Source organism: Ferruginibacter yonginensis, assembly GCF_042651465.1.
GTDB lineage: Bacteria > Bacteroidota > Bacteroidia > Chitinophagales > Chitinophagaceae > Ferruginibacter > Ferruginibacter yonginensis.
In genome coordinates, this window is sequence record NZ_JBHSCZ010000004.1 from 74554 (window position 1) to 100191 (window position 25638).

At 34.9% G+C, this 25638-nt stretch carries 24 protein-coding genes; 4 read left to right on the plus strand and 20 right to left on the minus strand.

Translation table 11 applies throughout. The features are described 5' to 3' along the window. Positions 1-40: 40 nt before the first annotated feature. From ACFOWM_RS12790 to ACFOWM_RS12825, 8 genes are all read right to left on the minus strand, one after another. Positions 41-1012 (minus strand): LysM peptidoglycan-binding domain-containing protein, encoded by a 972-nt coding sequence (locus ACFOWM_RS12790; RefSeq protein ID WP_379710765.1) that lies wholly within the window; start codon positions 1010-1012, stop codon positions 41-43. A gap of 212 nt (positions 1013-1224) precedes the next feature. Beyond that, complete coding sequence (locus ACFOWM_RS12795; protein WP_379710767.1) at positions 1225-2349, minus strand: OmpA family protein; 1125 nt, start codon at positions 2347-2349, stop codon at positions 1225-1227. 58 nt (positions 2350-2407) lie between these two features. Beyond that, positions 2408-3805: an NAD(P)(+) transhydrogenase (Re/Si-specific) subunit beta gene (locus tag ACFOWM_RS12800; protein WP_379710769.1), complete on the minus strand. Its 1398-nt coding sequence runs from the start codon at positions 3803-3805 to the stop codon at positions 2408-2410. 37 nt (positions 3806-3842) lie between these two features. Next, positions 3843-4154, minus strand: coding sequence for an NAD(P) transhydrogenase subunit alpha (locus ACFOWM_RS12805; protein WP_379710771.1), 312 nt, complete (start codon positions 4152-4154; stop codon positions 3843-3845). Positions 4155-4178: 24 nt separating this feature from the next. Next, the gene (locus ACFOWM_RS12810) at positions 4179-5303 is read right to left on the minus strand and encodes a Re/Si-specific NAD(P)(+) transhydrogenase subunit alpha (RefSeq protein WP_379710773.1); all 1125 of its coding nucleotides are present in this window, start codon (positions 5301-5303) and stop codon (positions 4179-4181) included. 33 nt (positions 5304-5336) lie between these two features. Then, positions 5337-6134 (minus strand): O-methyltransferase, encoded by a 798-nt coding sequence (locus ACFOWM_RS12815; protein WP_379710775.1) that lies wholly within the window; start codon positions 6132-6134, stop codon positions 5337-5339. A gap of 5 nt (positions 6135-6139) precedes the next feature. Next, positions 6140-6643 carry a dihydrofolate reductase gene (locus tag ACFOWM_RS12820; protein WP_379710777.1) on the minus strand — a complete coding sequence of 168 codons (504 nt, stop codon included), beginning with the start codon at positions 6641-6643 and terminating at the stop codon, positions 6140-6142. A 30-nt stretch (positions 6644-6673) separates the two neighbouring features. Continuing rightward, positions 6674-7489 (minus strand): thymidylate synthase, encoded by an 816-nt coding sequence (locus ACFOWM_RS12825; protein ID WP_379710779.1) that lies wholly within the window; start codon positions 7487-7489, stop codon positions 6674-6676. A 117-nt stretch (positions 7490-7606) separates the two neighbouring features. Between ACFOWM_RS12825 and ACFOWM_RS12830 the strand changes: the two genes are divergently transcribed. Then, positions 7607-8683 carry an Ldh family oxidoreductase gene (locus tag ACFOWM_RS12830; RefSeq protein ID WP_379710781.1) on the plus strand — a complete coding sequence of 359 codons (1077 nt, stop codon included), beginning with the start codon at positions 7607-7609 and terminating at the stop codon, positions 8681-8683. 170 nt (positions 8684-8853) lie between these two features. On the opposite strand, the gene ACFOWM_RS12835 is transcribed toward ACFOWM_RS12830, so the two are convergent. From ACFOWM_RS12835 to ACFOWM_RS12850, 4 genes are all read right to left on the minus strand, one after another. After that, a complete protein-coding gene (locus ACFOWM_RS12835) occupies positions 8854-9327 on the minus strand; it encodes an Mpo1 family 2-hydroxy fatty acid dioxygenase (RefSeq protein WP_379710783.1) in 474 nt (157 codons plus the stop codon). A gap of 208 nt (positions 9328-9535) precedes the next feature. Beyond that, entirely contained in the window at positions 9536-10585 is a 1050-nt protein-coding gene (gene queA, locus ACFOWM_RS12840) for a tRNA preQ1(34) S-adenosylmethionine ribosyltransferase-isomerase QueA (protein WP_379710785.1), read from the minus strand. Positions 10586-10723: 138 nt separating this feature from the next. Next, positions 10724-12412 carry a dipeptide ABC transporter ATP-binding protein gene (locus ACFOWM_RS12845; protein ID WP_379710787.1) on the minus strand — a complete coding sequence of 563 codons (1689 nt, stop codon included), beginning with the start codon at positions 12410-12412 and terminating at the stop codon, positions 10724-10726. A 10-nt stretch (positions 12413-12422) separates the two neighbouring features. Continuing rightward, positions 12423-13193, minus strand: a complete 771-nt coding sequence (locus ACFOWM_RS12850; protein WP_379710789.1) for an AMP nucleosidase — start codon at positions 13191-13193, stop codon at positions 12423-12425. Positions 13194-13525: 332 nt separating this feature from the next. Here ACFOWM_RS12850 and ACFOWM_RS12855 point away from each other — a divergent pair, with 332 nt between their 5' ends. Next, on the plus strand, positions 13526-13966 hold the full coding sequence (locus ACFOWM_RS12855; RefSeq protein ID WP_379710791.1) for a type I restriction enzyme HsdR N-terminal domain-containing protein: 441 nt from the start codon (positions 13526-13528) through the stop codon (positions 13964-13966). Here the strand turns inward: ACFOWM_RS12855 and ACFOWM_RS12860 are convergent. From ACFOWM_RS12860 to ACFOWM_RS12890, 7 genes are all read right to left on the minus strand, one after another. Continuing rightward, positions 13956-14813, minus strand: coding sequence for a methylated-DNA--[protein]-cysteine S-methyltransferase (locus ACFOWM_RS12860; protein ID WP_379710793.1), 858 nt, complete (start codon positions 14811-14813; stop codon positions 13956-13958). The genes ACFOWM_RS12855 and ACFOWM_RS12860 overlap by 11 nt on opposite strands. Positions 14814-14937: 124 nt before the next feature. Next, entirely contained in the window at positions 14938-16242 is a 1305-nt protein-coding gene (locus ACFOWM_RS12865) for a T9SS type B sorting domain-containing protein (RefSeq protein ID WP_379710795.1), read from the minus strand. Between the two features lie 312 nt (positions 16243-16554). Continuing rightward, a complete protein-coding gene (locus ACFOWM_RS12870; protein WP_379710797.1) occupies positions 16555-17871 on the minus strand; it encodes a T9SS type B sorting domain-containing protein in 1317 nt (438 codons plus the stop codon). 111 nt (positions 17872-17982) lie between these two features. Further along, positions 17983-19446, minus strand: coding sequence for a hypothetical protein (locus ACFOWM_RS12875; protein WP_379710799.1), 1464 nt, complete (start codon positions 19444-19446; stop codon positions 17983-17985). 340 nt (positions 19447-19786) lie between these two features. Continuing rightward, positions 19787-21208, minus strand: a complete 1422-nt coding sequence (locus tag ACFOWM_RS12880) for a Glu/Leu/Phe/Val family dehydrogenase (RefSeq protein WP_379710801.1) — start codon at positions 21206-21208, stop codon at positions 19787-19789. Between the two features lie 113 nt (positions 21209-21321). Next, a complete protein-coding gene (locus ACFOWM_RS12885; protein WP_379710803.1) occupies positions 21322-21555 on the minus strand; it encodes a CcmD family protein in 234 nt (77 codons plus the stop codon). Continuing rightward, complete coding sequence (locus tag ACFOWM_RS12890; protein WP_379710805.1) at positions 21548-22246, minus strand: ABC transporter permease; 699 nt, start codon at positions 22244-22246, stop codon at positions 21548-21550. Before ACFOWM_RS12890 ends, ACFOWM_RS12885 begins: the two co-directional genes overlap by 8 nt. Before the next feature lie 355 nt (positions 22247-22601). Between ACFOWM_RS12890 and ACFOWM_RS12895 the strand changes: the two genes are divergently transcribed. Both ACFOWM_RS12895 and ACFOWM_RS12900 read left to right on the plus strand, forming a co-directional pair. Continuing rightward, complete coding sequence (locus ACFOWM_RS12895; protein WP_379710808.1) at positions 22602-23333, plus strand: LytR/AlgR family response regulator transcription factor; 732 nt, start codon at positions 22602-22604, stop codon at positions 23331-23333. A gap of 12 nt (positions 23334-23345) precedes the next feature. Further along, positions 23346-25220 (plus strand): tetratricopeptide repeat-containing sensor histidine kinase, encoded by a 1875-nt coding sequence (locus tag ACFOWM_RS12900; protein WP_379710810.1) that lies wholly within the window; start codon positions 23346-23348, stop codon positions 25218-25220. Positions 25221-25222: 2 nt separating this feature from the next. Here ACFOWM_RS12900 and ACFOWM_RS12905 read toward each other — a convergent pair whose 3' ends face one another. Continuing rightward, complete coding sequence (locus tag ACFOWM_RS12905; RefSeq protein WP_379710812.1) at positions 25223-25585, minus strand: SET domain-containing protein-lysine N-methyltransferase; 363 nt, start codon at positions 25583-25585, stop codon at positions 25223-25225. Between the last annotated feature and the right edge of the window lie 53 nt (positions 25586-25638).

Genomic DNA, 25638 nt, shown 5'->3' on the forward strand with positions numbered 1-25638 from the left:
GTAAATACAGTGGACTTTTTTTTATTATAAATAATATTTTTTAATAATTAACTACACACTCAAAACTACTATTATTAGCACCCAAAGCTTCTGCGGCAGCATTGCTTAAACGAATGATATAATCTTTATTTTGTTTTAAATCTGGCATTACATCTAACACTTTTGCATACACTACTTTATTTGTAGCTTTATTAGTAATTTTTACAATAGTACCTTGTGGTGCATTATTATGTAAACAATAATACTTGCCATCATCCCAACCACTGGTGCTTTTAAACACACCCACTAAACCAGTTTCTTCATTACCATTGGGTGCATAATTTGCTTTAAATATACCACCTTTAAAATCGCCCCCAGATATTGCTTGTGCATTATTTTGTACTGGTGCTTTTACTTCAACTGGTTTTTCAATTGGTTTTGTAACAACTACTGGCGTTGATGGTTTTGGTACTTCTTCATCTGGCACTTCTGCTTTCGGCTTTTTTACAGGCTTTTCAATTGCATTTGGCTTTTCAACAACAGCTACATCATTATCCAGTTTTGTATCAAAAACCAAATTAGCTTGTTTTACTTTTAAAAAACCAACCACTATATTTTTGCCTGGTGTTATTTTATCATCTTTCAAACCATTCCATGCTCTTAAATTAGCTAATGCTACTTTATTAAAGGTTGTACTTATTTGATACAGTGATTCTTTGGCTGAAACTGTATGGTATAATGGCACCATAGCTTCATCAGCAGCAACAGCGGTTGCTTGGGTAAAATTCACTTCTTTTAAAGGCACTTTTATTGTTTGGTTAAGGCTCAAACCTTTTTCTAAAACCAAACCATTGTAGGGTGCAATTTCTTTTGGACTAATGTTATACATACGCCCTATACTATAATAATTTTCTTTTGGTGCAGCTGTATGTACCACATAAAAATCACCCGTTTTACCAGCAATCATCAACATACTTTTTTGTGCTTTTGTAACAATAGGCAATACACATAAAAGCCATAATAATTTTTTCATCACTATTATTTTGAAAAGCATTATTTACCTAAAACAATTTTACTAAAGTTTTATTGTAATAATACTTATTGGTTATTTATTTAAAAATGCTACCAATTTAGTAAAAATTAGTGCCGCAAAGATGCATCATTACAGCCATTAAAATACTATTTAACTTGTTAAGAATATTATTTTTTTAGCATCCAATATAGCAAATCAATAAGATCATTTTATCAATTATAAGGCAATAGGTAACTTATTATAATTTGTACCCGTCTGTTTTTTGCTTTTCCAATAGTAGAAGTATTATCTGCCACAGGCACAGTATCAGCAAAGCCTTGCGCCGATATTTTATTTACAAATGAAGGTAATTTTGCAACCAAATATTGTTGTACACTCGTTGCTCGTTGTTGCGATAAAATTGTATTTCGTTGTAAACTACCCGTAGCATCAGTGTGGCCTTCTACTTCAATAAACTGAATATTTCTACCTTCTAATTGCTTTGCTAAACTATCTAATTTTAATTTAAAAGAAGGTTTTAAAATAGCTTTATCTATTTCAAAAAAAACAGCTGATATAGTAATGGTATCTTTTAAAATAGTGGGTAAAGGTTCTACTAACACCTTTTCAGTATGTCGTAAATTTTGAGCAAATAATAGTTGTACGTTTTGTTGAAAGTTTTTACAAAGTGGCTCTTTTATAAATGCTGTAAAAGCAATATCATCTATAAAATAAAAAACATCGCCGCCTTTATTCATTCGCTGGAAACTTGAAAATTCAAATGCAGTTGGTTGTAAATTTCCTACTAAACAAAATTTTTCTGTGCCTGTTGCTTTGTAAACTGTTTCAACATAATTCCAACCATTAAATTCATTGATTATATCATCTTTATCAATATGAATACTAGGTTTTATGGTATCAACACTAAAGTTATCAGAAGTAAATTCTTTGCTACGCATATAAAAGTCAATTCCATAAAATGATTTACCGCCTGTATTTATATAAAACGATAACTTATAGTTTTTACCTTTTTGCAATGGACAGCAAAACATGGTATACACATAGCTTCTTGCTTTTACAGGTTTAAAAACATTTTCAACAGGTACAATCAGTAAATCTTTTCCGCTAAATGGTTTGGGTACAGCCCTTGCATCAATCAATGGCGTAAGCGAAGGCTTTAAATAAAACCAAGCTTCTGATGAACAATCTTGATGATATTCAGTACAATTATTTATTGCTTCAAAATCAGCATTGGCAAATAAGTTTTGCGATTGCACATTGTTGCTCAAAAAGCTACAACAATAGAGCAACCATAAATAAATGAATTTACTTTTTATATTAAAGTAGTTGTTGTTCATACAATTTGAAACACTCAATGTACGAATGGGTAGCGTTAGTAAAATCTTAAAATAGGTTTTATGAAGCTTTTATTTCTGCACACAAATCTTGCAATACTTTTTTAGCATCGCCAAAAAGCATTGATGTTTTTGGTTGAAAAAACAATGCATTTTCAATACCTGCATAGCCTGGCTTCATACTACGTTTGTTTACAATAACTGTTTTTGCTTGCTCTACTTCTAAAATAGGCATACCATAAATAGGTGAGCTAGGGTCATTTTTTGCAGCCGGATTTACCACATCATTAGCACCCAAAATAAGTACAACATCGGTATTTTTAAAATTATTATTGGCCTCTTCCATTTCTTCTAATTTTTCATAAGCAACATCCGCCTCAGCTAATAAAACGTTCATATGACCTGGCATACGCCCAGCAACAGGGTGAATAGCATATGTAACTTCAACGCCTTTGTCGGTGAGTATTTTTTCTAACTCATGACAAGTATGTTGCGCCTGTGCCACTGCTAAACCATAGCCAGGCACAATTACCACTTTATTTGCATAACTCATCACCATAGCGGCATCGCTTAAAGTAACTTCTTTAAAATCGCCACCAGCTGATGTATTACTGCTTGCAGCTACACTACCTCCCCAATTACCAATAATTACATTGAGCAAACTTCTGTTCATAGCTTTGCACATTAACACTGTCAGTAATGTACCAGCTGCACCTACTAAAATACCACCCGTTAGCATTGCCTTGTTGTTGTATAAAAAACCACCACAGGCTGCAGCAACCCCTGTAAGTGAATTTAGTAAAGATATCACCACAGGCATATCTGCACCACCTATAGGCAATACAAAAAATACTCCATATATAACAGCCAATGCAAATGTGATATAAAAATAAGTAGGCGCCATTGTAACATCAGCATTATAAGTAATTACAGCACCTACAAGAATAATTAAAAACAACAATGCATTAAAAATATGTTGCCCTTTAAAGCTGATATCTTTTTGTTTGCCGCTTAATTTTAAATAAGCAATAATGCTACCAGCAAAAGAAATACTACCGATTATTAAGCCCAACACTATCGCTAAAAAATGTCCTAATTCAATAGTAGTATTTTTTGCATGATTAAATTCAATCAAAGAAATTAACATAGCACAAGCACCACCCATACCATTAAACAAACTCACCATTTCTGGCATGGCAGTCATTTTCACTTTTTTAGAACTAATAGTACCGAGCACTGCCCCAATAATTAATGCAGCAAACATCCAAACCAAATTACCCAAGTGCTCACCTGTGCTTGTTTTGTATAAAAAAATAGTACCAAAAATAGCGATCCCCATACCACCTGCAGCAATTAAATTACCACGACGAGCAGTTTCAGGGTGCGATAACATTTTAAGCCCTACAATAAATGTTACAGATGCAATAAGGTAGATGATGGTTAGTAATGATGCGAACATATAATCAGTTAAAAAATTAAAAATGAAGGGGTATTGTTTACGAACGTTTTTTCTTAAACATTTCGAGCATTCTATCGGTTACTACAAAACCGCCTACTACATTTAAAGTGCCCAACAATACGGCTAAAAAACCAAGTATTAATGCTACGTAGTTAGTAGGATCAGCCTCTCCCATAACAATTAAAGCACCAATAATTACAACCCCATGTATGGCATTAGCACCACTCATTAAAGGCGTGTGTAGTACGCTTGGTACACGACCAATTACTTCTATACCTAAAAAAATCATCAAAATAACCATGTAAATGATTTCTTGATTGGCTTCAAAAAAATTAAATATTGTTTCCATTTTATTTAAAAATTAAGTTTGATTTTATGCTGTTAATAATGCAGCAATACGCTCATTGGTAATATGCCCATCATGTGCAATGCAAGTACCTTTTACCAGGTCATCTTCAAAATTGAGGTGTAACTGTCCTTCTTTATTAATGATGAGTTGCAAAAAGTTTAAAATATTTTTTCCGTATAATTTACTAGCATCACTTGGCATTGAAGCAGGTAAGTTGCTTTGTCCGATAATGGTTACGCCATTTACTATTACCGTTTCATTATTTTTTGTGAAAGCAGTATTACCTCCGGTAGATGCAGCTAAATCGATGATTACAGAGCCACTACGCATACTATGTACCATTTGTTCTGTAACCAATACTGGTGCTTTTTTACCAGGTATGGCTGCGGTGGTAATAATGATATCACTTTTAGCTACACTTTCGGCAATTCGTGCCTGTTGCTTTGCCATAAATTCAGCAGATTGTTCTACTGCATAACCGCCAGCATTAGCTGCACTTGCTGCACCTTCTACCTCTACAAATTTTGCACCGAGGCTCATTACTTCTTCTTTTACTGCTGGTCTTGTATCAAAAACTTCTACCACAGCACCTAAACGTTTGGCAGTAGCAATTGCTTGTAAACCTGCCACACCTGCCCCTAAAATGAGCATTTTTGCTGGAGGTATGCTACCAGCTGCCGTCATAAACATGGGGAAGTATTTTGGGTAGGTAGTAGCGGCTAATAATACCGCTTTGTACCCAGCAATGTTGGCCTGACTACTCAACACATCCATACTCTGTGCCCTTGTTGTACGAGGCAACATATCAATACTAAAAATGGTAAAACCTTTTTGAGCGTAAGATTGTATTTGTTGTGGTTGAAACAATGGTTGGTAAAAGCCAAACAAAACTTTGGCTTTGCATTGGGCTATTTCAGCCTCTTGCAAAGCTGTAATTGAAAGTACTACATCGCTAGTAGCTAGTATACTGGAACGATTCACCACTTTTGCACCAGCAGCCTCATAATGAGCATCAGATGCAAAGGCTTTATCGCCTGCTCCACTTTCAACTTGAATATGTACTTGCCACTTTGTAAAAGTTGCAATATGCTCGGGTAACAATGAAACCCTTGTTTCTCCATTGGGTTCTTTTAAAACACCTATCGTCATAATATAATTATATACTACGTAAGATAAGAAAAATTAAAATCGAATGGTGAAATGTTGCTTTACTTTAAAATCCTTTTTAAAAAATACAATACCAATAAAAAATAAATCAATACTCAATGTTACACTTTCATGTGCTTTAATATACGCCCATGCAGCTTCCATTTCTGCACTCCAATGTATATCATCAAAAACCATACAACCTTCCTCATTCATTGCAGCTAATAACTGATGAAAATAGTTGATGGTGGGTTGTTTACGGTGGTTACCATCAATAAAAACTAAATCTATTTTAGGGTTTAATTGTAAGTATTGTGAAAGGGTAATATCAAAATTACCTTCAATTAATTTAATGTTGGTATATTGATGTTGTTTAAAATAATGCTGTGCTATTTTTGCTACTTGTGGCGCTCCTTCCATTGTAACCACACTTGGTTTGTTTTGTGCAGCCGCTATATAACAAGTTGTAACACCTAATGAAGTACCTAACTCAACCACTTGCTGGTATTGATAATATTGTATCATACGCATGAGCAAGGCGCTATATTTTTTGGGTTTTAGTGATGATGCTGCTATATCTTTTATACGACGTTGCTTTGTTTTGATGACGGTTGAACCTGCCCCAAAATCAGCCACTTCAATAGTTTGTGTATTTTGTAATAACTCCTTACGGCTATTTTCAATAGTGTTATAAGCGGCATATTTTTTACGATCGTTTAATACAAACTTGATAAAATTAAAAACAAAGGGAGAGTGCACACCATGCCCCTTACCGTTTGCCGAAGTAAGGTAATATTGAATATATTTTTTAGCTAATTGAAAACGAGTATACACAAAACTTATTTGGTTGGAGTAATTTTTTGCCAAGTTTCAAATGTCATATCAAAGGCATTTTTTTCATCTTTAGTAACAGTATAACTTTTTGTAAGTTCCCATAAATTGGTATCTATTTCAGGGAAAAAAGTATCGCCATCAATTTGCGTATGTACCCTAGTTAAATAAATAATATCAGCAATAGCCATTGATTGTCGATAAATTTCGCCGCCACCTGTTATAAAAATTTCGTTACAATTACTTGTTGCAGCTTTATCAATAGCACTTTGTAATGTAGTAGCAGTAAGGGTATTAGGCGATTGCCACTCAGCATTACTTGTAACTACAATATTAAGCCTACCTGGCAAAGGCTTACCTACTGATTCAAATGTTTTTCTACCCATAATAACGGGCATACCCCAAGTGGTGTTTTTAAAAAACTTTAAATCAACTGGCAAATGCCACAACAATTTATTTTGATGGCCAATAGCATTGTTTGATGATGCTGCTACAATGATGGATATTTTCAATGAAATATTTTTAGTAATGTTTTTAAAAAATTATACAGCTACAGGTGCTTTAATGGCTTCATGTGATTGATAATTTACCAACTCAAAATCAGCATAAGTAAAACTAAAAATATCTTTTACATTTTTATTGATATGCATTTGTGGTAAAGGGAAAGGGCTTCTCGTTAACTGCAATTTAGCTTGTTCAAAATGATTACTATACAAATGTACATCGCCAAAGCTATGCACAAAATCGCCTAACTCCATATCAACCACTTGTGCAATCATCATGGTTAGTAATGCATACGAAGCAATATTGAAAGGTACTCCCAAAAACACATCAGCACTTCGTTGGTAGAGCTGACAACTCAATTTTCGTTTTCCTGTAACTGCATCTGGCGCACTGGTGTAAAATTGAAACAAACAATGGCAAGGCATTAATTTCATTTTTGGCAAATCAGCTACGTTCCAAGCACTGATGATGATTCTACGACTATCGGGGTTGTGTTGTAGTTGATGAATAACATCTTTTACTTGATCGTACAACTGACCATCAGCCCCTTCCCAACTACGCCATTGTTTACCGTACACCGGACCTAAATCGCCGTTTTCATCAGCCCACTCATCCCATATTTTTACTTGATGCTCTTTTAAATAACCAATATTGGTATCGCCTTTTAAAAACCATAATAGCTCATGTATAATACTTTTTAAATGCACTTTTTTGGTTGTTACCAATGGAAAGCCTTCGGCCAAATTAAAGCGCATTTGATAACCAAAAATACTACGTGTACCCGTGCCTGTTCGGTCACTTTTATCAGTACCGTTATCTAAAATATGTTGTAATAAATGATGGTATTGTTGCATGCTTGCAAATTAATCAATTATCAATTTAACCTCAACTAAACTGTTACTTACTTATAAAGGTGTTTTAAACACTGTACAAAAACCAACCCTTATCAACATTCGTGTTAACTTTGCCATATGGAACAACGCTTTACATACCAACAACTTTTTAATTTTACAGAACGTATTTTTTTAGCCATTGGTTGCACGGCACATGATGCTACAATTGCAGCAGAAAGCTTGCTCAGTGCCGATTTAAGAGGGGTTGATAGCCATGGTGTTGCTCGTTTGAGTGGTTATGTTCGTTTATGGGAAGCCAAACGAGTAAACGCTAACCCAACTTTAAAAATTATACATGAAACACCTTCTACCGCAGTGGTTGATGGTGATGCTGGTTTAGGTTTGGTAGTAGCGCCTTTTGCCATGCAAGTGGCAATTGACAAAGCCAAAAATGTAGGTACCGGTTGGGTAAGTGTGCAACATAGTAACCATTTTGGTATTGCAGGTAAACATGCCATGATGGCCCTACCCCATGATATGATTGGGATTGCTATGACCAACGCTTCCGCATTGGTAGCACCTACTTTTGCCAAACAAAAAATGCTGGGCACTAACCCAATTGCTGTTGCAATACCAGCTGGCAAACAAGCCCCTTTTGTGGCTGATTTTGCTACTACCACTGCTGCTAATGGTAAATTAGAAATTTTGCAACGTAAAAATAAGCCTGTACCACAAGGTTGGGTGCAAAATAAAGACGGTGCAGCTAGTAATAATGCACATGCATTAAAAGAAGGAGGTGCTTTATTACCATTAGGTGGTAATAGAGAGGGCAGCAGCCATAAAGGTTATATGCTGGGCAGTATTGTTGATATTTTTTCAGGGGTTTTAAGTGGTGCTAATTTTGGGCCATGGGTACCGCCTTTTCCGGCTTATATACCAATGCCTGAAAATATGCCCGGACAAGGCATTGGACATTTTTTTGGGGCCATGCGTATAGATGCTTTTAGAACTGCTGATGCATTTAAAAAAGATATGGACCAATGGATAGCGGCTTTTAAAAATGCTACGCCGATTGATGTTAATGAACCTGTAATTATACCTGGTGAACCAGAAGTTATTTTTGAAAATGATAGAATGATTAACGGTATACCTTTATTACCAGCCGTAGTAACCGATTTACAACAATTGGGTGAAAATTTAGGGGTGATTTTTTAAAGTGTAGCTACTTGCGTTTGTACGTGAGGGATTGTAATGGAAAGCCCACAGGCAATGGCGGAGGTACGACGGTATTGCCGAGGACTTGCAATGAAAAGCCCGACCCCGACGCTTGAACCTATTTGAAAAAATTATACTGCATATTAGCGGCGGGGGCACGCCAAAAACCGTTATAATTGTATGCCTATTTTTTTGTAAATAAAACTCATGAGCCAAGCTGGACCAATCATTAAAAATTGAATATCTTTTAAAAATGAAGGCTTTTTGCCTTCAATTTTATGGCCATAAAACTGACCTACCCATGCTGTTACAAAAATAATAACACCTACCAACCATAAAGGCATAAAAGCAGCCTGCTCCAAGGTATAACATAAAAATAAACAGGCACTACTAAATAACAACATACCTATTGCTAAGGTTAAAGAAAGGGTAGCATAATAGGCTATTACCAATGCAATGGTTATAAATGCTACGTTTACTGGCACACCTCCCACACCTCCAATTGCAAACGGCAATTTAATACTATATAACAGTGCTGTTACAGAAAAAAAGATGGCTGGTACACATACCCAATGAATTAATTTATTAGTTTGGTTAGTATGGCTTTCACCATACTCAGTTAGCCAATCAGTGATTGTACGCATAAATCAAATTTTGTACAACAAATTAATAAAAATTAAAACATTTTTAAAATCTATACAATAAAATGACATAAGTGGTCGTTTTACATATGGTTTTTCATAGGATATTGGATTAATACGGGCTGAGATTTCTATCACGGCCCCTTTTTTTATCCCTAAATGAAAAAACGCCCCAAAATGGAGCGTTTTTAAAACTTATAAATGGTAGATGTTAGATGATTAACATAGCATCACCATAACTAAAGAAACGGTATTTATCTTTTATTGCTTTTTTATACGCTTCCATAATTAAATCGTACCCAGCAAAGGCACAGCCCATAATTAACAAACTTGTTTTAGGAAGGTGGAAGTTGGTTACCAAAGCATCAGCAATATTAAAAGTGTATGGTGGGTGAATAAAATTGTTCGTCCAACCTTCAGATGGTTTTAATAATTGTTGTGCAGTGTATGATGTTTCCATAGCCCTCATGGTAGTGGTGCCGATAGAGCAAATTCTATGTCCGCCTGCTTTTGCTTTGTTTACAATACTACAAGCGGTTTCATCAATTTTATAATATTCGGCATCCATTTTATGTTTGCTCAAATCTTCTACCTCAATAGGGCGGAAAGTACCTAAACCGGTGTGTAAAGTAACTTCTGCAAAACGAACACCTTTAATTTCGAGTTTTTTAATCAACTCTCTACTAAAGTGTAAACCTGCAGTTGGGGCAGCTACTGCACCTTCATGCTTTGCATATACAGTTTGGTATCTTTCTTTATCTTCTTCTTCTGGCTTGCGTTTAATGTATTTTGGCAATGGCGTTTCACCCATAAATTCGAGCATGGCTCTAAATTCATCTTCAGTACCATCCCATAGAAAACGAATGGTTCTACCACGGCTGGTTGTGTTATCAATAACTTCAGCAACCAATTCATCGTTTTCACCAAAATATAGTTTATTACCTACCCTAATTTTACGTGCTGGGTCAACAATAACATCCCACAATTTGTTGGCTTTATTTAATTCCCTTAACAAGAACACTTCAATTTTTGCGCCTGTTTTTTCTTTACGACCGTACATACGAGCAGGAAACACTTTGGTGTTATTCACTACAAATACGTCTTTGTCATCAAAATACTCTTGAATATCGTTGAAAAGCCTGTTTTCAATGTTACCGGTTTTACGGTTTACGACCATCAGGCGGCTATCTTCCCTTTTTTTGGTAGGATTTTGTGCAATGAGGTTTAGGGGTAAGTCGAATGTAAATTGAGATAATTTCATGCAATAAACTTGTTTTATGATTTATTACATACCGTGTAGTACATTACTACTGAAAAAAGCCTTTTTTATTGTGTAGGCACTTATCATGTTACGGCATGATTTTAAAAGTGTGCAAAGATAGTGATTTTTTGGATATTATCACCATTTTTCATGGTTAGGTAAGGCAGCTAGCAGTTCTTTTGTGTAAGCATGTTGGGGGTTAAAAAATACATCATTCACCTTTCCGGTTTCAACAATAACGCCCTGTTGCATTACCATAACTCGGTTACAGAGGTATTGCACCACTGCCAAATCATGCGATATAAAAATAGCGGTAAATGAGTGGGAAGCTTTTAGTTCATTAATTAAGTTGAGTACTTGAGCTTGTACACTAACATCTAAAGCTGCCACACTTTCATCAAACACCAAAAACGAAGGCTCCACCGCTAAGGCACGAGCAATACAAATTCGTTGGCGTTGGCCACCACTTAATTGGTGTGGAAATTTATGGATGGTACTAGCAGGCATATTTACCTGTGCTAATAATTGTAAAGTAGCTTGTTGTTGTTGCTTTTTACTGCCAAATTTTTGATGTACCACCATGGGCTCCATAATGGCATCGCCAATGCTAATACGAGGGTTTAATGATCCATAGGGATCTTGAAAAACCATTTGCATTTGGCTACGAACTTGCTTCATTTGTGCAGCCGTAGCGTTTGATATTACTTGTTGGTTTAATGTAATGCTACCTTCAGTTAGAGGCTGTAAACCTAATATAGCATTGCCCAAGGTTGTTTTACCGCAGCCACTTTCCCCTACTATCCCTATAATTTCATTTTTGTATACATCAAAGCTTACCTTATTTACCGCTGTAAACAACTGTGTGGGCTTGCCGAATATATTTTTTTTAACAGGGTACTGTATGGTTACATTTTTAATTGATAATATGGGGTTACTTTCTATAACTGGGGCTGTTGCAATAGGTATTGGTACTAATGTTTGGTGCATTAAATGAGCTACAGTTGGTAAAGTAAAGCCTTTTTGAGCTGGGCTTGGTTTACACAACAATAATGCTTTGGTATAGGCATGTTGTGGTTGTTGCAGTACATTTTTGGTAGCACCTTGCTCAACCACATTGCCTTTATATAGCACCACTACATTTTCAGCAATAGCCGCTACTAACGTTAAATCGTGGGTAATAAATAACACAGAAAGCTGGTGAGTATGCTGCAACTTTTTTATGAGCAGCAAAATATTTTTTTGTACCCTCACATCTAAAGCCGTAGTAGGTTCATCAGCAATTAATAATGCAGGGCCACAACTCATGGCCATCGCTATCATTACCCGTTGTTTTTGTCCACCACTTATTTGGTATGGGTATTTTTTAAATAATTGCTCCGGTTCGGGTAATTCAACCAATGTAAATAAATCAATCACTGCTTTTTTAGCGGCAGCTTTACTCAGTTTTTTATGCTGTATAATCGCTTCCATCACTTGGATACCGCAGGTATAAACGGGGTTAAGGGCCGTCATGGGTTCTTGAAAAATCATCGCTACCTTATTACCCCTTAATTGTTGCATAGCCTTTGCTGGCAACGTTAATAAGTTGGTAGTAGTTACATCATCTTCACTTAATAAAATTTCACCATTAATGGTTGCTTGCTTAGGTAGCAGTTGTAAAAACGACAAAGCGGTTACAGATTTACCTGAACCGCTTTCGCCTATAAGTGCCGTAATTTGCCCACGAGGCACATTAAATGATATATTGTTGACCACGGTTGTTGCTAAGCCTTCATTATCACAAAATTGAATGTGTAAATTGTTTACTTGAACCAATGGTACACTCATCTTTTACGAATTAAAACTTCAAATGCCTTACCGTTAAGCCATCGTTAATTAATTGCTTTAATGAGTCAATACCAATTTTTAAATGTCGCTCCACAAAATTGGCCGTTACATTTTTATCACTTGCTTCGGTTTTAACTCCTTCTGGCACCATCGGGCTATCGCTCACTAACAACAAAGCGCCTGTTGGTATTTTATTATAAAAACCTACCGTAAAAATGGTAGCAGTTTCCATATCAATAGCGTAGGCCCTTACTTTTTGAAGGTACTCTTTAAATACTTCATCATGCTCCCAAACCCTGCGGTTAGTGGTGTAGCAAACACCCGTCCAGTAATCTTCTTCGTAATCTCTAATAGTAGTTGAAATGGCTTTTTGCAACGCAAACGCAGGTAGTGCAGGCACTTCTGGCGGAAAATAATCGTTACTAGTACCTTCACCCCTTATAGCGGCAATAGGCAAAATTAAATCTCCTAGTTTATTGCGTTTTTTTAAGCCCCCACATTTACCTAAAAACAATACCGCTTTTGGTTCAATTGCGGTTAGTAAATCCATAATGGTGGCGGCACCTGGGCTACCCATACCAAAATTAATAATGGTAATATCATTGGCCGTAGCACACTGCATGGGCCTATCTTTTCCTATAATTTCAACTTCATTCCACTCAGCAAACATGGTAACATAATTGCTAAAGTTGGTTAATAAAATATATTTCCCAAATTGATCCAATGCCTGTCCGGTGTAACGTGGGAGCCAGTTGTCTACGATTTCTTCTCTTGATTTCATGTATTATTTTTTATTTTTTGTTGCATCAACCGCTATCAAAAAAACAACGATTGTTTTAAGTAGCCATCAATATTCATCTTTTTTATGATGCGGTTAAAATTACGAAATTTATTTTTGATGTATTTTTCAACAAATAGCTTAACCTTTTTATCATTTATACTTTGGGGCGCTGTACCTACAAACCATAGCAGCAATGGTTCAGGCTATTTCGGGCTACGGTAGTACGCTACGCTACTACTGCCCCTACATATCCTGCAGCCCTTCAGCAGTGAATCTTTTTTCAACTTTTAGGTATTGTTTGTTCATCATGATTTTATTTACTTTCGTGTGGCATGATACAAATTAATTACCCCACTCAAAAACCAGCTATAAAAAGCCTACAAGGTAAAGAACTTATTTTTTGTGCTATTCGTAAACGCTGGTATGTTATTACGCCTGAGGAGTGGGTTCGGCAAAATTTTATTTTGTACCTCATTCATGTTTTACAATACCCGGCATCGCTTATAGCTGTTGAAAAACAAATTACTATTGGTGCCATCAAAAGGCGATTTGATATTGTGGTATACAAAAATGATGTACCCTACTTAGTTATAGAATGTAAAGAAATGAATGTGCCTTTAACCGAACAAACCCTTACACAAGTGTTGCATTACAATGCCACTGTTAATGCGCCTTATTTGGCTATTACCAATGGTAATTACTGTAAAGCATTTTTAAAAACAGATAATGGTATGTACGAAATTTTTGAATTACCCACTGCTGCTACTCGTTAGCATTTGCCTGCGCTGCTTCCCAACCAATAATAGCTTTTTTACGTAAAGTGCCCCACCTGTATTCGCCAATTATACCACTAGCTTGTATAACCCTATGGCAAGGAATAATAAATGCGACTGGGTTAGCACCAACAGCCGTACCCACTGCCCGTGATGCTTTAGGGTGAGCAATATTTTTTGCAAGTGTACCATAGGTAGTTGCGGCAGCCGTAGGTATTTTCAACAACGCCTCCCATACTTTTAATTGAAAGCTGGTACCTTTTACATGCAAAGTAATTTTATCAGTAGTTGTAAAAATATTGTTTAAAATGCTTACCACAATTGTATGCATTGGTTGTACTAAATATTGCAATAATGCGCCAATATACAATTGTTGTAAATGAGCAATGGCGGCAGTTTGCTTACCTTCTTCAAAAAATGCAACATGACAAATTCCTTTGTGGGTAGAAGCTATAATTACATCACCAAATGGCGAAGTTGCAAAGCTGTAGAATATTGATAAAGGTGCAGCTGTATTTTTAAATTCGCCTGGCGTCATCCCCTCAATGGTAACAAATAAATCGTGTAACCTACCTGTGCCCGATAAACCAGTGGCGGCGGCTACTTCAAATAAACTTGGTGCTTTGGAAGTATAATTGCCAAGTATTTTTTTTGCATGCGCTACAGTGAGGTATTGTATAAATTTTTTAGGGGTAACACCGGCCCACTCCACAAACATTTTTTGGAAATGCTGTGGGCTTACATGCAACTGTACAGCAATGTCATTTAGTGAAGGCTGCTGAAGGTATTGTTGTTGCAATAGTGCAATAGCTTTTTCAATAAGTTGGTATTGGTAGGGCTGTTTCAATATGTTTTGTTTGTGAACAAATGTAAACGAAGTAAACACTTTTAGCAACCCGAAAATGGTGTTTTTGTGGCGTAATAAAAAACAAGTTTTCGTTTGTACAAATGTAAAATATACCAAACATTCATTACCTCACTAATAACACTGACCCTGTTGTTTTTTGTAAAATGCCATTGCCTAAGGCATACTGTAATTGGTACACATAGCTACCATTGTTACATGGTAAACCTTTGTAAGTACCATTCCATTTTTGAAGTGGGTTATTGCTATTGAAAATAGTTTGCCCATACCGGTTAAAAATAACGAGTTGGTATTGTGTAGTTGCACACCTTATAGTGGGTGCAAACCCATCGTTATTACCATCGCCATTAGGGGTGAACGCAGTAGGTATAAGTGGTGTACAAACACAATTTATAGCAGCAATGCTAATAGAATCTCTAAAAGCACAATTACCCTTAGTGGCTTGCAGCCAATACAAACCAGGTTGTGTTACGGTGTATTGTGGGTTGGTACTACCATCTTGCCAAAGGTATTGGGTATAATTTGCAGGGCCATTTAAAACCAATGGTTCGTTATTACAAATAGTAGTGTTGTTACCCAAACTAAAAGGAGTGGCTGTTTGAGGGCTTACACGTATCGTATCTGTACGGGTGCAGCCAGGTGCAGTAGTGGTTACGGTATATGTGCCAGGTTGGGTAATATTATATTGAGCAACGGTACTACCATCTTGCCACATATAGCTGGCCATTGGGTTGTTGAGTTGTATGCGTAAAGTATCGGCTGTACACAAACTCGTATCTTTTACTGGGTTTACAAAGCAATTGTAGGGCGTTACAGAAACATCATCGATGTAAATTCCAGCATAATCTTTTGAGCCGCCTATAGTTTGTGTTTCAGTATTAACATCATTATCAAAATTACCCATGGTGAGGTATTGCTCAGTACCATTGGCTTTGTATAAAAAACTAAGGGTAACCCAACCGTTGGTATTATTTAAAAAGCCTGTATTATTACGGATTTGTGGGGCAAATGGCAATACAGAATAGGGCTGGTAAGTAAGTGTAGGTGTATCTGAAAAATAAATGCCAAAGTTTTTCGTTGCTTTTTTAGCACTATCAGCACATGAATATTTTAAACTTACCAGGTAAAATTGGCTAATATTAAGTGAACTATTCAATTTTACAGAGTAATACTGTCTTAAAGTAGGCTGTGAATATAATATCATTTCAATATATCCTTTACCGGTAGCAGCATACTCATATCCATCTGCATTTAATGGTATTGAATTGCCAAAATTGATTGCACATTCATTGTAATAATTCCCGGGTTCAATTAGACCGTTGTTTGGATTAAACCAATTCAGCAATACATTATTTGATAAACCGCCAAAAGGGCACGTTGTATACAGCTCAAAACTTGAATTGGGAACCAAATTTTGGGCAATTGATTTGTAATAGAAACAAGTAGATAATAGTATGGTTATTAAGTATTTCATACAAAAGTACCAATAGCTAATACAAGCCATTGGTACTGCAAATTTTAATTATAAAGGTTTACTTCTTCGTACTTGTGTAATGGTATAATTGTAAAAACCAGGTGTTGTAAAGTAAGCTGTGATAATAAATGAATTTGGTTGATATGTAATTATTAAAGCCAAAGTAGGTACTATATTTTGATAATTTTTTATTGATATGTAAACATAGAAACATATCATTTAATGAATTACTAAATTATAACAATACGCTTACCTCACCAACAAAATAGACCCTGTTGTTTTTTGTAAAATGCCATTGCCTAAGGCATACTGTAATTGGTACACATAGCTACCATTGTTACATGGTAAACCTTTGTAAGTACCATTCCATTTTTGAAGTGGGTTATTGCTGCTGAAAAGGGTTTGCCCATACCGATTAAATATAACGAGTTGGTATTGTGTAGTTGCACACCTTATAGTGGGTGCAAACCCATCGTTATTACCATCGCCATTGGGGGTAAAAGCAGTAGGTATAAGTGGTGTACAAACACAATTTATAGCAGCAATGCTAATAGAATCTCTAAAAGCACAATTACCCTTAGTGGCTTGCAGCCAATACAAACCAGGTTGTGTTACGGTGTATTGTGGGTTGGTACTACCATCTTGCCAAAGGTATTGGGTATAATTTGCAGGGCCATTTAAAACCAATGGTTCGTTATTACAAATAGTAGTGTTGTTACCCAAACTAAAAGGAGTGGCTGTTTGAGGGCTTACACGTATCGTATCTGTACGGGTGCAGCCGGGTGCAGTAGTGGTTACGGTATATGTGCCAGGTTGGGTAATATTATATTGAGCAGCGGCACTACCATCTTGCCACATATAGCTGGCCATTGGGTTGTTGAGTTGTATGCGTAAAGTATCGGCTGTACACAAACTCGTATCTTTTACTGGGTTTACAAAGCAATTGTAGGGCGTTACAGAAACATCGTCGATATAAATGCCTGCAGATCCATCACCTATTCCATTTAAATTTTGTGTTTCAGTATTGGTATCACTATCAAAATTACCCATGGTGAGGTATTGCTCGGTTCCACTGGCTTTGTACAAAAAACTTAGGGTTACCCACCCATTGGTATTATTTAAAAAGCCTGTATTATTACGAAGTTGAGGAGTAAAAAGTAAGGGCGAAAAAAAAGTAAAAGACCTAATTGCAGTGTCAGAAAATAAGATACCGAAATTTTTGGTTGCTTTTTTAGCGCTATCAGCACATGAATATTTTAATGAAATTAAATAATACTGATTTTGGTTTAAAATTGATGTCAATTTTACTGATAAATAAGTTCTAATATTAGGTTCAAGATATAAACTAAGCAAAATATAACCTTTACCAGTAGCAGCATATTCATAACCAGCAAGATTTTGTGGAACTGAATTTGTTGAACTATATGAGCATTCATTCAGATAACCAAATGATGTATTTACATCATTTGATGGTATGAACCAATCTACTAAAACATTATTATTTAAACTACAACAAGTACTATTTGGACAAATTGTGTAGAACTCAAAACTTGGATTGGGAACCAAATTTTGGGCAATTGATTTGTAACAGAAACAAGTAAATATTAGTATGGTTATTAAGTATTTCATACAAAAGTACCAATAGCTAATACAAGCCATTGGTACTGCAAATTTTAATTATAAAGGTTTACTTCTTCGTACTTGTGTAACAATATAATTATGAAACCCACTTGTGTTTGCAAAAGGTGAAGCGGAAGCACCTTCCAATTTTCCGTTTGCTGTAATGAATAATTTGTTTAAACTACTCGTTCCTAAAAATCTGTTATAGGTAGAGCAATCATAATATTGAAAATAATTTTTTAAATTAGTTACATCGTATCCCATACCAACAATTACAATAAAATGATCTGTACTAACATCATTACTTGGTACACTAGCACCTGGCCTACAATCAACACCTACTACAACAGGTATACCTGCTTGTAATGCACCACTTATATAACCAATAGCGGCATTGGTAGCAGTTGTGTTAACACCTGTATTTTCATTATAAATTTGATATGTTTGGCCATAAGGAGCATTACCAGTTGCGTCGTTATAATTTGAAATTTTGTAATTATTTACAGCTATTTGTGCTTTAGCATAATCAATACTATATGTCGAAATTCCATCTGCAGACCAACCAATAAAGTCATTACTACTAATAACGTTATTTACATTCGGTAGTATACTTCCTGTTAAATATGGACTATAATTTGTATTGTCATATGGGGCTAATCCATTATTATTTTCATCATTTTCATCTAAAGCATTGGGATTTTTATTAAACTTTTTATTAACACCCCAACCAGGTGTGTGCCCTGGAGGCATTGGGGTAGGTTGAGGATTTGGTATTTGTGTTAAATTAGGCAAATTAAATGGTACAATTGTGGGGAAACAAACATTAGTAGAATTTGAGTAAAAAAAAGTTACTGTATTTAATAATAAATACTCGTCTAAATCAGGGAAATACAACTCATAATCATACTGTATAATGGCATTTGTTTGTATTGTCCAACAATGTGCATCACCATTTAAAGACTGCCTTAAATTAATTTCTACAGGTTCTGAGTCTACAATGCTTTGGTTAGATTGTAAGTTATGTCTTATACCATCTTTAAAAAGCGAAGTATCTTTAATATTGAAACTACTTTCACCATAGACCAAATTTGTAAAATAAAAATAGTAATAGGCATAATCTTCTTTCGATAATTGCCCAGGTTGTGCTGTAGCTTTTGTTGGCAATGTTCTGTATTGATAGTCTTCAAGAAACTTTATAAACACATCTTCGCCAGTTACCCTTGCACTTATTAAGCTTCGTACAATATTTGAATCACTTAAAAAAATAGGTGCTAATACATAAGTAGTATCACCACCACTTGTGGCACTTTGAAAAGCGCTATTACTACTTAATGATGATACCAATGCTTTTTGCCAATTGGCCATGCCTTTTTTATTGATGTAATCTTGTAAAAAAGGTTGAGTTGCTTCCATGTCGGCCAATTTTTTTATAACTTTTTTTACCGCATCAGGTGCATTAGGAGGTGCCTCTAAAAACGCTGATACTGATTGATTTTTTAAAACATTGGGTTCAACATCCATTGTTTTTTTACAGCTCCATAGTGTAACAGACAATAGCAATAATACGAGTGCCGTTTTTAATGGCGGTTTGAGGTATTGGTTATTGCTACATTTTTGACTGCCGCAATTTTTTGCGGGGGGGGGGTAGGATTGATAACATAATAAACGGTTTAGATTAAAAAATTAAATTATGAAATAAATCACAACAAAAAAAATTAAAACCTTTAATATTTATTAAGTAATTATTAATTCTTAATAAACAATAACTATTATATTAAAATAAAATTTAATATAAAATAATTTTAAAAAAAAGGCCGTTCCAAAAAATGAAACAGCCTTTTTTAATAATAATATTCTTTGCTTATGGGAAAATACCTAATTCACCATAGCTTGTAGCAACTTTATTAATAGCATTTACATAAGCTGCAGTACGCATATCAGGTATTTCAGGGTTGTTTAACCAAATTTCCATAATTTCTCTTGTTGCAGAAATCATTGATTCTTCTAAACCACTGTGTACTAAATCAACTTCTTCAGGGCCGTGTAAAATAAAGGCTCTTTCAGCATCATCTACTTTTTTACCACTTAATGTTTCCATTTGGGTAAGTATATGTGTGTTTAAGTTTTCTGTAAAACGTTTTTCCATACGACCGTAGCGAACGTGGCTCAAGTTTTTCAACCATTCAAAGTAACTTACTGTTACACCACCTGCGTTCAAATACATATCTGGTACACATAAAATACCTTTTTGTTGAAACACTTCATCAGCCTCAGGTGTACAAGGGCCATTGGCTGCTTCACCAATAATTTTAGCTTTCACTCTTGGTGCATTTTCACCATTAATTACATTTTCAAGTGCAGCTGGTATTAAAATATCGCATTCCAATTCTAACGCATCAGTATTTTTGGCTAAGTTGGTAGCACCTGGGAAGTTTAAAATTGAACCTGTTTTTTTGCGGTGTTGAAAAACTTCTTCTTCATTTAAACCTGCTTCGTTGTAAATAGCACCTTCGTACTCAGCCAATGCTACTACTTTTGCACCACCTTCTCTAAAGAATTTTGCAGAGTGGTAGCCTACGTTACCTAAACCTTGTACAACTACTTTTTTATCTTTAATACCAACGGTTAAGCCTAACTTTTCCATCACTTTTGGCATGTTACATACTTCACGTATACCAAAGTATACGCCTAAGCCAGTAGCTTCTGTACGGCCACGTACACCACCTTGTGTTACGGGCTTGCCTGTTACACAACCAGCAGCATCAATTTCGCCTGGTTTTAATGATTGGTAGGTATCAACAATCCAACTCATTTCTCTAGCGCCGGTTCCGTAATCAGGTGCTGGTACATCAATACCAGGACCAATAAAATTCTTCTTCACTAACTCAGCAGTGTAACGACGGGTAATTTTTTCTAATTCGTATTCTGAGTAATTACGTGGGTTAATTTTAATACCACCTTTACCGCCACCAAAAGGCACATTTACAATGGCACATTTGTAGGTCATTAAAGAGGCTAATGCCATTACTTCATCTTGATTTACTTCATCACTAAAACGAATACCACCTTTACATGGTGTTTTGTGATGGCTATGTTGCACACGGTATGCTTCAATTACTTCAATGGTTCCATCATCTCTCTTAATAGGAAAACGCATTTGTAATACACTGTTACAAGCTTTAATTTGCTCTAAAATACCTGAATCTACTTTGGTAAATTTTGCAGCTTTGTCAAAACTTCTTTCAACACTTTGGAAGAAGCTGTACGTGGTGTTTGAACTCATAAAATTGGTTTAATTGTCAATTTTTGTTTTTGTAAAAGTAGGTTTAATTAGCTTAGTGGTAATAATGAATAGGCTTTTTTACAAATGTTTTTAATTTATAAAAAGCCAATTAGCTAATGTTGTTCCTTTTCTATTTTTGAAATTTTTCTATCAATTAAAAATACGTAAAGAAAAAGCCCTAATAATATTGTAACACAAACGGTTACTACTACATAAATTTTTCCGTTACTACGCATGGTATCAGCCATTTCAACATTATTGGCTTGTGCAAAACTGCTCACACATAACAAAAGCATCAACAATACTGCTGTTATTTTTTGTAAAAATTTGTTGAAGGTGTTATTCATTTAATAAGCTTTTATCTTTTATAAGTTGTAATCTTATTTTGAGGGTAGCAATCCATACGGCTAATAACGTCCAACCAATAACGGCTGGGTAAAATACCAAACGAATGCGACTATCAATATCCTTAAAATTCAATGCTGGGTTACCGCCAGCACCACCTTGTCCGCCAGGGTGCAAGCTACCTACCAAACGAGGTATAATCCAAATAGAAGGAAATAACATAGCAAACGCAAAAATATTATACACTGCACTTACCCTTGCTTTTTTATCAATATCAGTAAATGAGCCACGCAAAACAAAATAGGCTCCATAAATTAAAAGTGCAATAGCGGCCCCAATTAATTTAGGTTCTTTTAAAATGCCAGCTATGCTTTGGTTTTGATCAGATATCCAAGTATAATTGGCCCAAATAAAACCAGTACTATAGCCTAAAATACCCAAGAAAGATGCGATTGCTGCGTAGTTGTGAGCATAAATATCATGCTTGTATTGAAAGCCCCTTAAGTATTTTATGCTGTATATAAAACTGATGGTGAACAAAATCATCATTGCAAACCACATGCACACATGAAAATACATGTTTCGTATACTTTCATTTAAAATAGGCAAAGTGGGCACATCCATTAAAAAACCACCCACTACTGTATAAATAAGCAACAGTAACGCTAATATTTTCCACCAGTTTTGCTTCATAATGACAAATCATTATTAATTGAGAGTGCAAAGATAAGGGTAATGCCTGCTTTGGATTTTTAATAATCGGGTAATTTTACATAAATGGTACAATAAAATGAGCTGCTTGTAAAGCAAAAAAGTATAGGCATAAAAAAAGGGGCTTGAATAGAAATTCGGCCCCGCTTTAAAATCCAATATCCCTATGAAAAACCGAAGCGAATATAGTGTTACAATAGCACTGCTTACTAAACTAGTTGATGAAATGGGTAAATAAATAGACGAAAGTGCCTTTTTAGTAGATAAAATTTAAAACCAGTTGAAATATAGGCTGAATAAGGAATATTATGTAATTTCAACGAGCTTAACCTAAAAAATGACTTACCTAATTGCAGATGATGATCCTATATATTTAGCTGTAACCATGCAGCAATTAGCTTTAATACCCAACCTAACTTGTGTTGCTCAATGCGGCAATGCGGTTGATGCAAGGGCGTTATTGCAAACAGCTTTACCTGATATTTTAATTTTAGATATTGAAATGCCTGATTTAACGGGCATACAATTGGCTAAAAGCTTACCAAAATTGCCAATGGTAATATTTATATCATCGCACCCCAACTATGCTGCTGATGCTTTTGATATTGATGCCATTGATTATTTAGTAAAACCTGTACCCATTGAACGTTTGTTGAGGGCTATTGATAAAGCCCGTAATCTTTACGAAATGAAACAGCAAATTGCTCAAGTTGAAGCATTTAAAAATGAAGGAGCTGATTCGTTTTTTATTAAAGATAAAAATGCTTACGTAAGAATTAATTATAGTGAAGTATGCTACATTGAATCGTTAGGCGATTTTATTAGTATTTATTTATTGAATGGCGATAAAAAAATTGCATTGGTAAATTTAAAAAATGTTGAGCAGCAATTACCTGCCAATATTTTTATAAGAATATCAAGATCACATATTGTACATAAAGATAAAATTTCTGCACTCGACCATACACATGTTCAACTGAATAAAATCAAATTAGGCATTGGTAAAACTTACCAAGAAACTGTTTTGCAAACCATTATGGGTAATCAAACAATTAAAAGACATTTATAGAAACTAACACTAATGATTAAACTTGTAGTAAGTATTGCTTTGTTGATGCTTCAATTAATGGCAACTGCACAAAATAAAGAAATTGATAGTTTGTTAAAAGTGCTCAGTAAAGAAACGGTTGACAGTAACCTCCTTAAACTCAACTTTACTATTGGTGGTTTATATATGTTTGATAATAGCAAAAAAGCCATAACCTATTTTGAAAATACAATACCCTTAGCTGAAAAATTGAACAGGCCTATTGATAAAGCGAATAGTTATTTACGCATAGGCTATTGTTACAGAACCCAAGCGAACTTTGAAAAATCGCTTGACAATTATTTGAAGGCTGCCACCATTTATGAAACAGAAAAAAATGCACCTAAACTAGGAGAGATATTCATATCAATTGGTGATGTGTATTGCGATAATAAAAATTTAAAAAAATCATCGCTTTACCTTGATAAGGCAGAAGCCATTATTTTACAATTAAAAGATAGTTTTCAACTCAGCCATTTATATTATAGTAAAGGTATTTTGTACGATTTAAAAAATAACCTCGACTCATCAACCATATTTTTTAAAAATGCTTATGATATAGGTGTTGGCTTAAAAAGTAATATGGTCATTATTAATAGCCTATCCTCTATTGCAATCAATTACAAAAAACAAGGTAAGTTAAAGGAGTCGTTAGCCACATTAGATAGTGTATTAAATATATACAATCGTATTGGTGCTACACCCGATTTTTTAGCATCATTGTATAATACATATGGAGGTACGTATGCAGCAGCAAAAGACTATACCAAAGCAAAAATAGCATTTGAAAAAAGTTTGTCGTACTCAAAAATAGCAAACACACCAGATATTGAAATGACCAACTATGAAAACATGGCTGAATTGTTTGCTGCAATGAATGATTATAAACAACAAGCCATTTACCTTAAAAAATATTATAGTTTAAAAGACAGTATTTACTCAACTGATAGTAAAAATAAACTTGTTGAATTAGAAGCAGATTATCAAATAGAAAAGAAAAATATTGAACTCATAAAAAAAGAAGGTGATATAACAAAACAAAAAAACCAACGAAATATTTTCATCATCATAGCTTTGAGTGCAGTATTATTTTTAGGTGGTTTATCAATTTTTTATGGCAGAATAAAAAAGAAAAATAAAACATTGCATGAGAGTAATATCATCATCAACCAACAAAAAGAAGAACTCACCACACTCAATAATGTAAAAGATAGGTTATTCAGTATTATTAGTCATGATTTACGTAACCCACTCATTACTTTACGCTCTTACTTAATGCTAGCAGATAATAATCAAATAACTGCCGATCAAAAACAGCAATTTAAAAAACAAACCATGCAAGCAGTGGTACAAACTAGTGATATGCTTGATAATTTATTAGCATGGGCCAACATGCAAATAAAAAACACACAAGTGAATGTTGTTCCTATTCATTTAAAAAATTGTATTGATGATGTAACAAGTTTAGTACAAGCCCAAGCCATGCAAAAAAATATTACTATTCAACAAAATTTACAGGTTAATACTGCATTAGGCGATGAAAACATTATCAATATTGCATTCAGAAATTTATTAACCAACGCCATAAAATATAGCCATAACAATGGTATCATCATCATTAACGCACAACAACATCATAACAAAATATGGTTACAAATTATTGATGAAGGCATAGGCATGACCGCACAACAAATTGCTGATTTTAATAACCATCAAATTGATACTACCAAAGGCACTAGTGGCGAAAAAGGCACTGGCTTGGGGCTATTTTTAACGAAAGAATTATTGGCAAAAATTGATGCACAATTGCTTATTGAGAGCAACACACAAAAAGGTAGCACATTTACCATCCAACTTAATACTGTATAATTTTATTGAGCATCAAACCAAATAGGTGTATCATCATCGGCAGCGCCATTGTAGTTGATGGTTAATTCATCATCTTGCTGTACTGGAAGTATAGTTTGTATAATGATGGTGTTATTTTCATAATCCATTACATATTCGCAATTGCTACTGTAAGCATGGTTGTAAATTGGTACCATACCTAAAGCCATGCAACATTGTTCTTCATTGGGGCCCCACATAAAAATATAGTCGTGCAACAACGTTTTATCCAACGCTTTTTTTTGCGATAACGGCATCACAATCACTGGTGCAATTTCTATTACGGTAAACGCAGGTATAGCTTCACTTGCAAACATGCCTCTGCCCTTTTGAGCAATCGTTTTCATGTATAATGATGGTAAAATCATAACGTTCGTTTGACCAGTAAATAACTTAATTT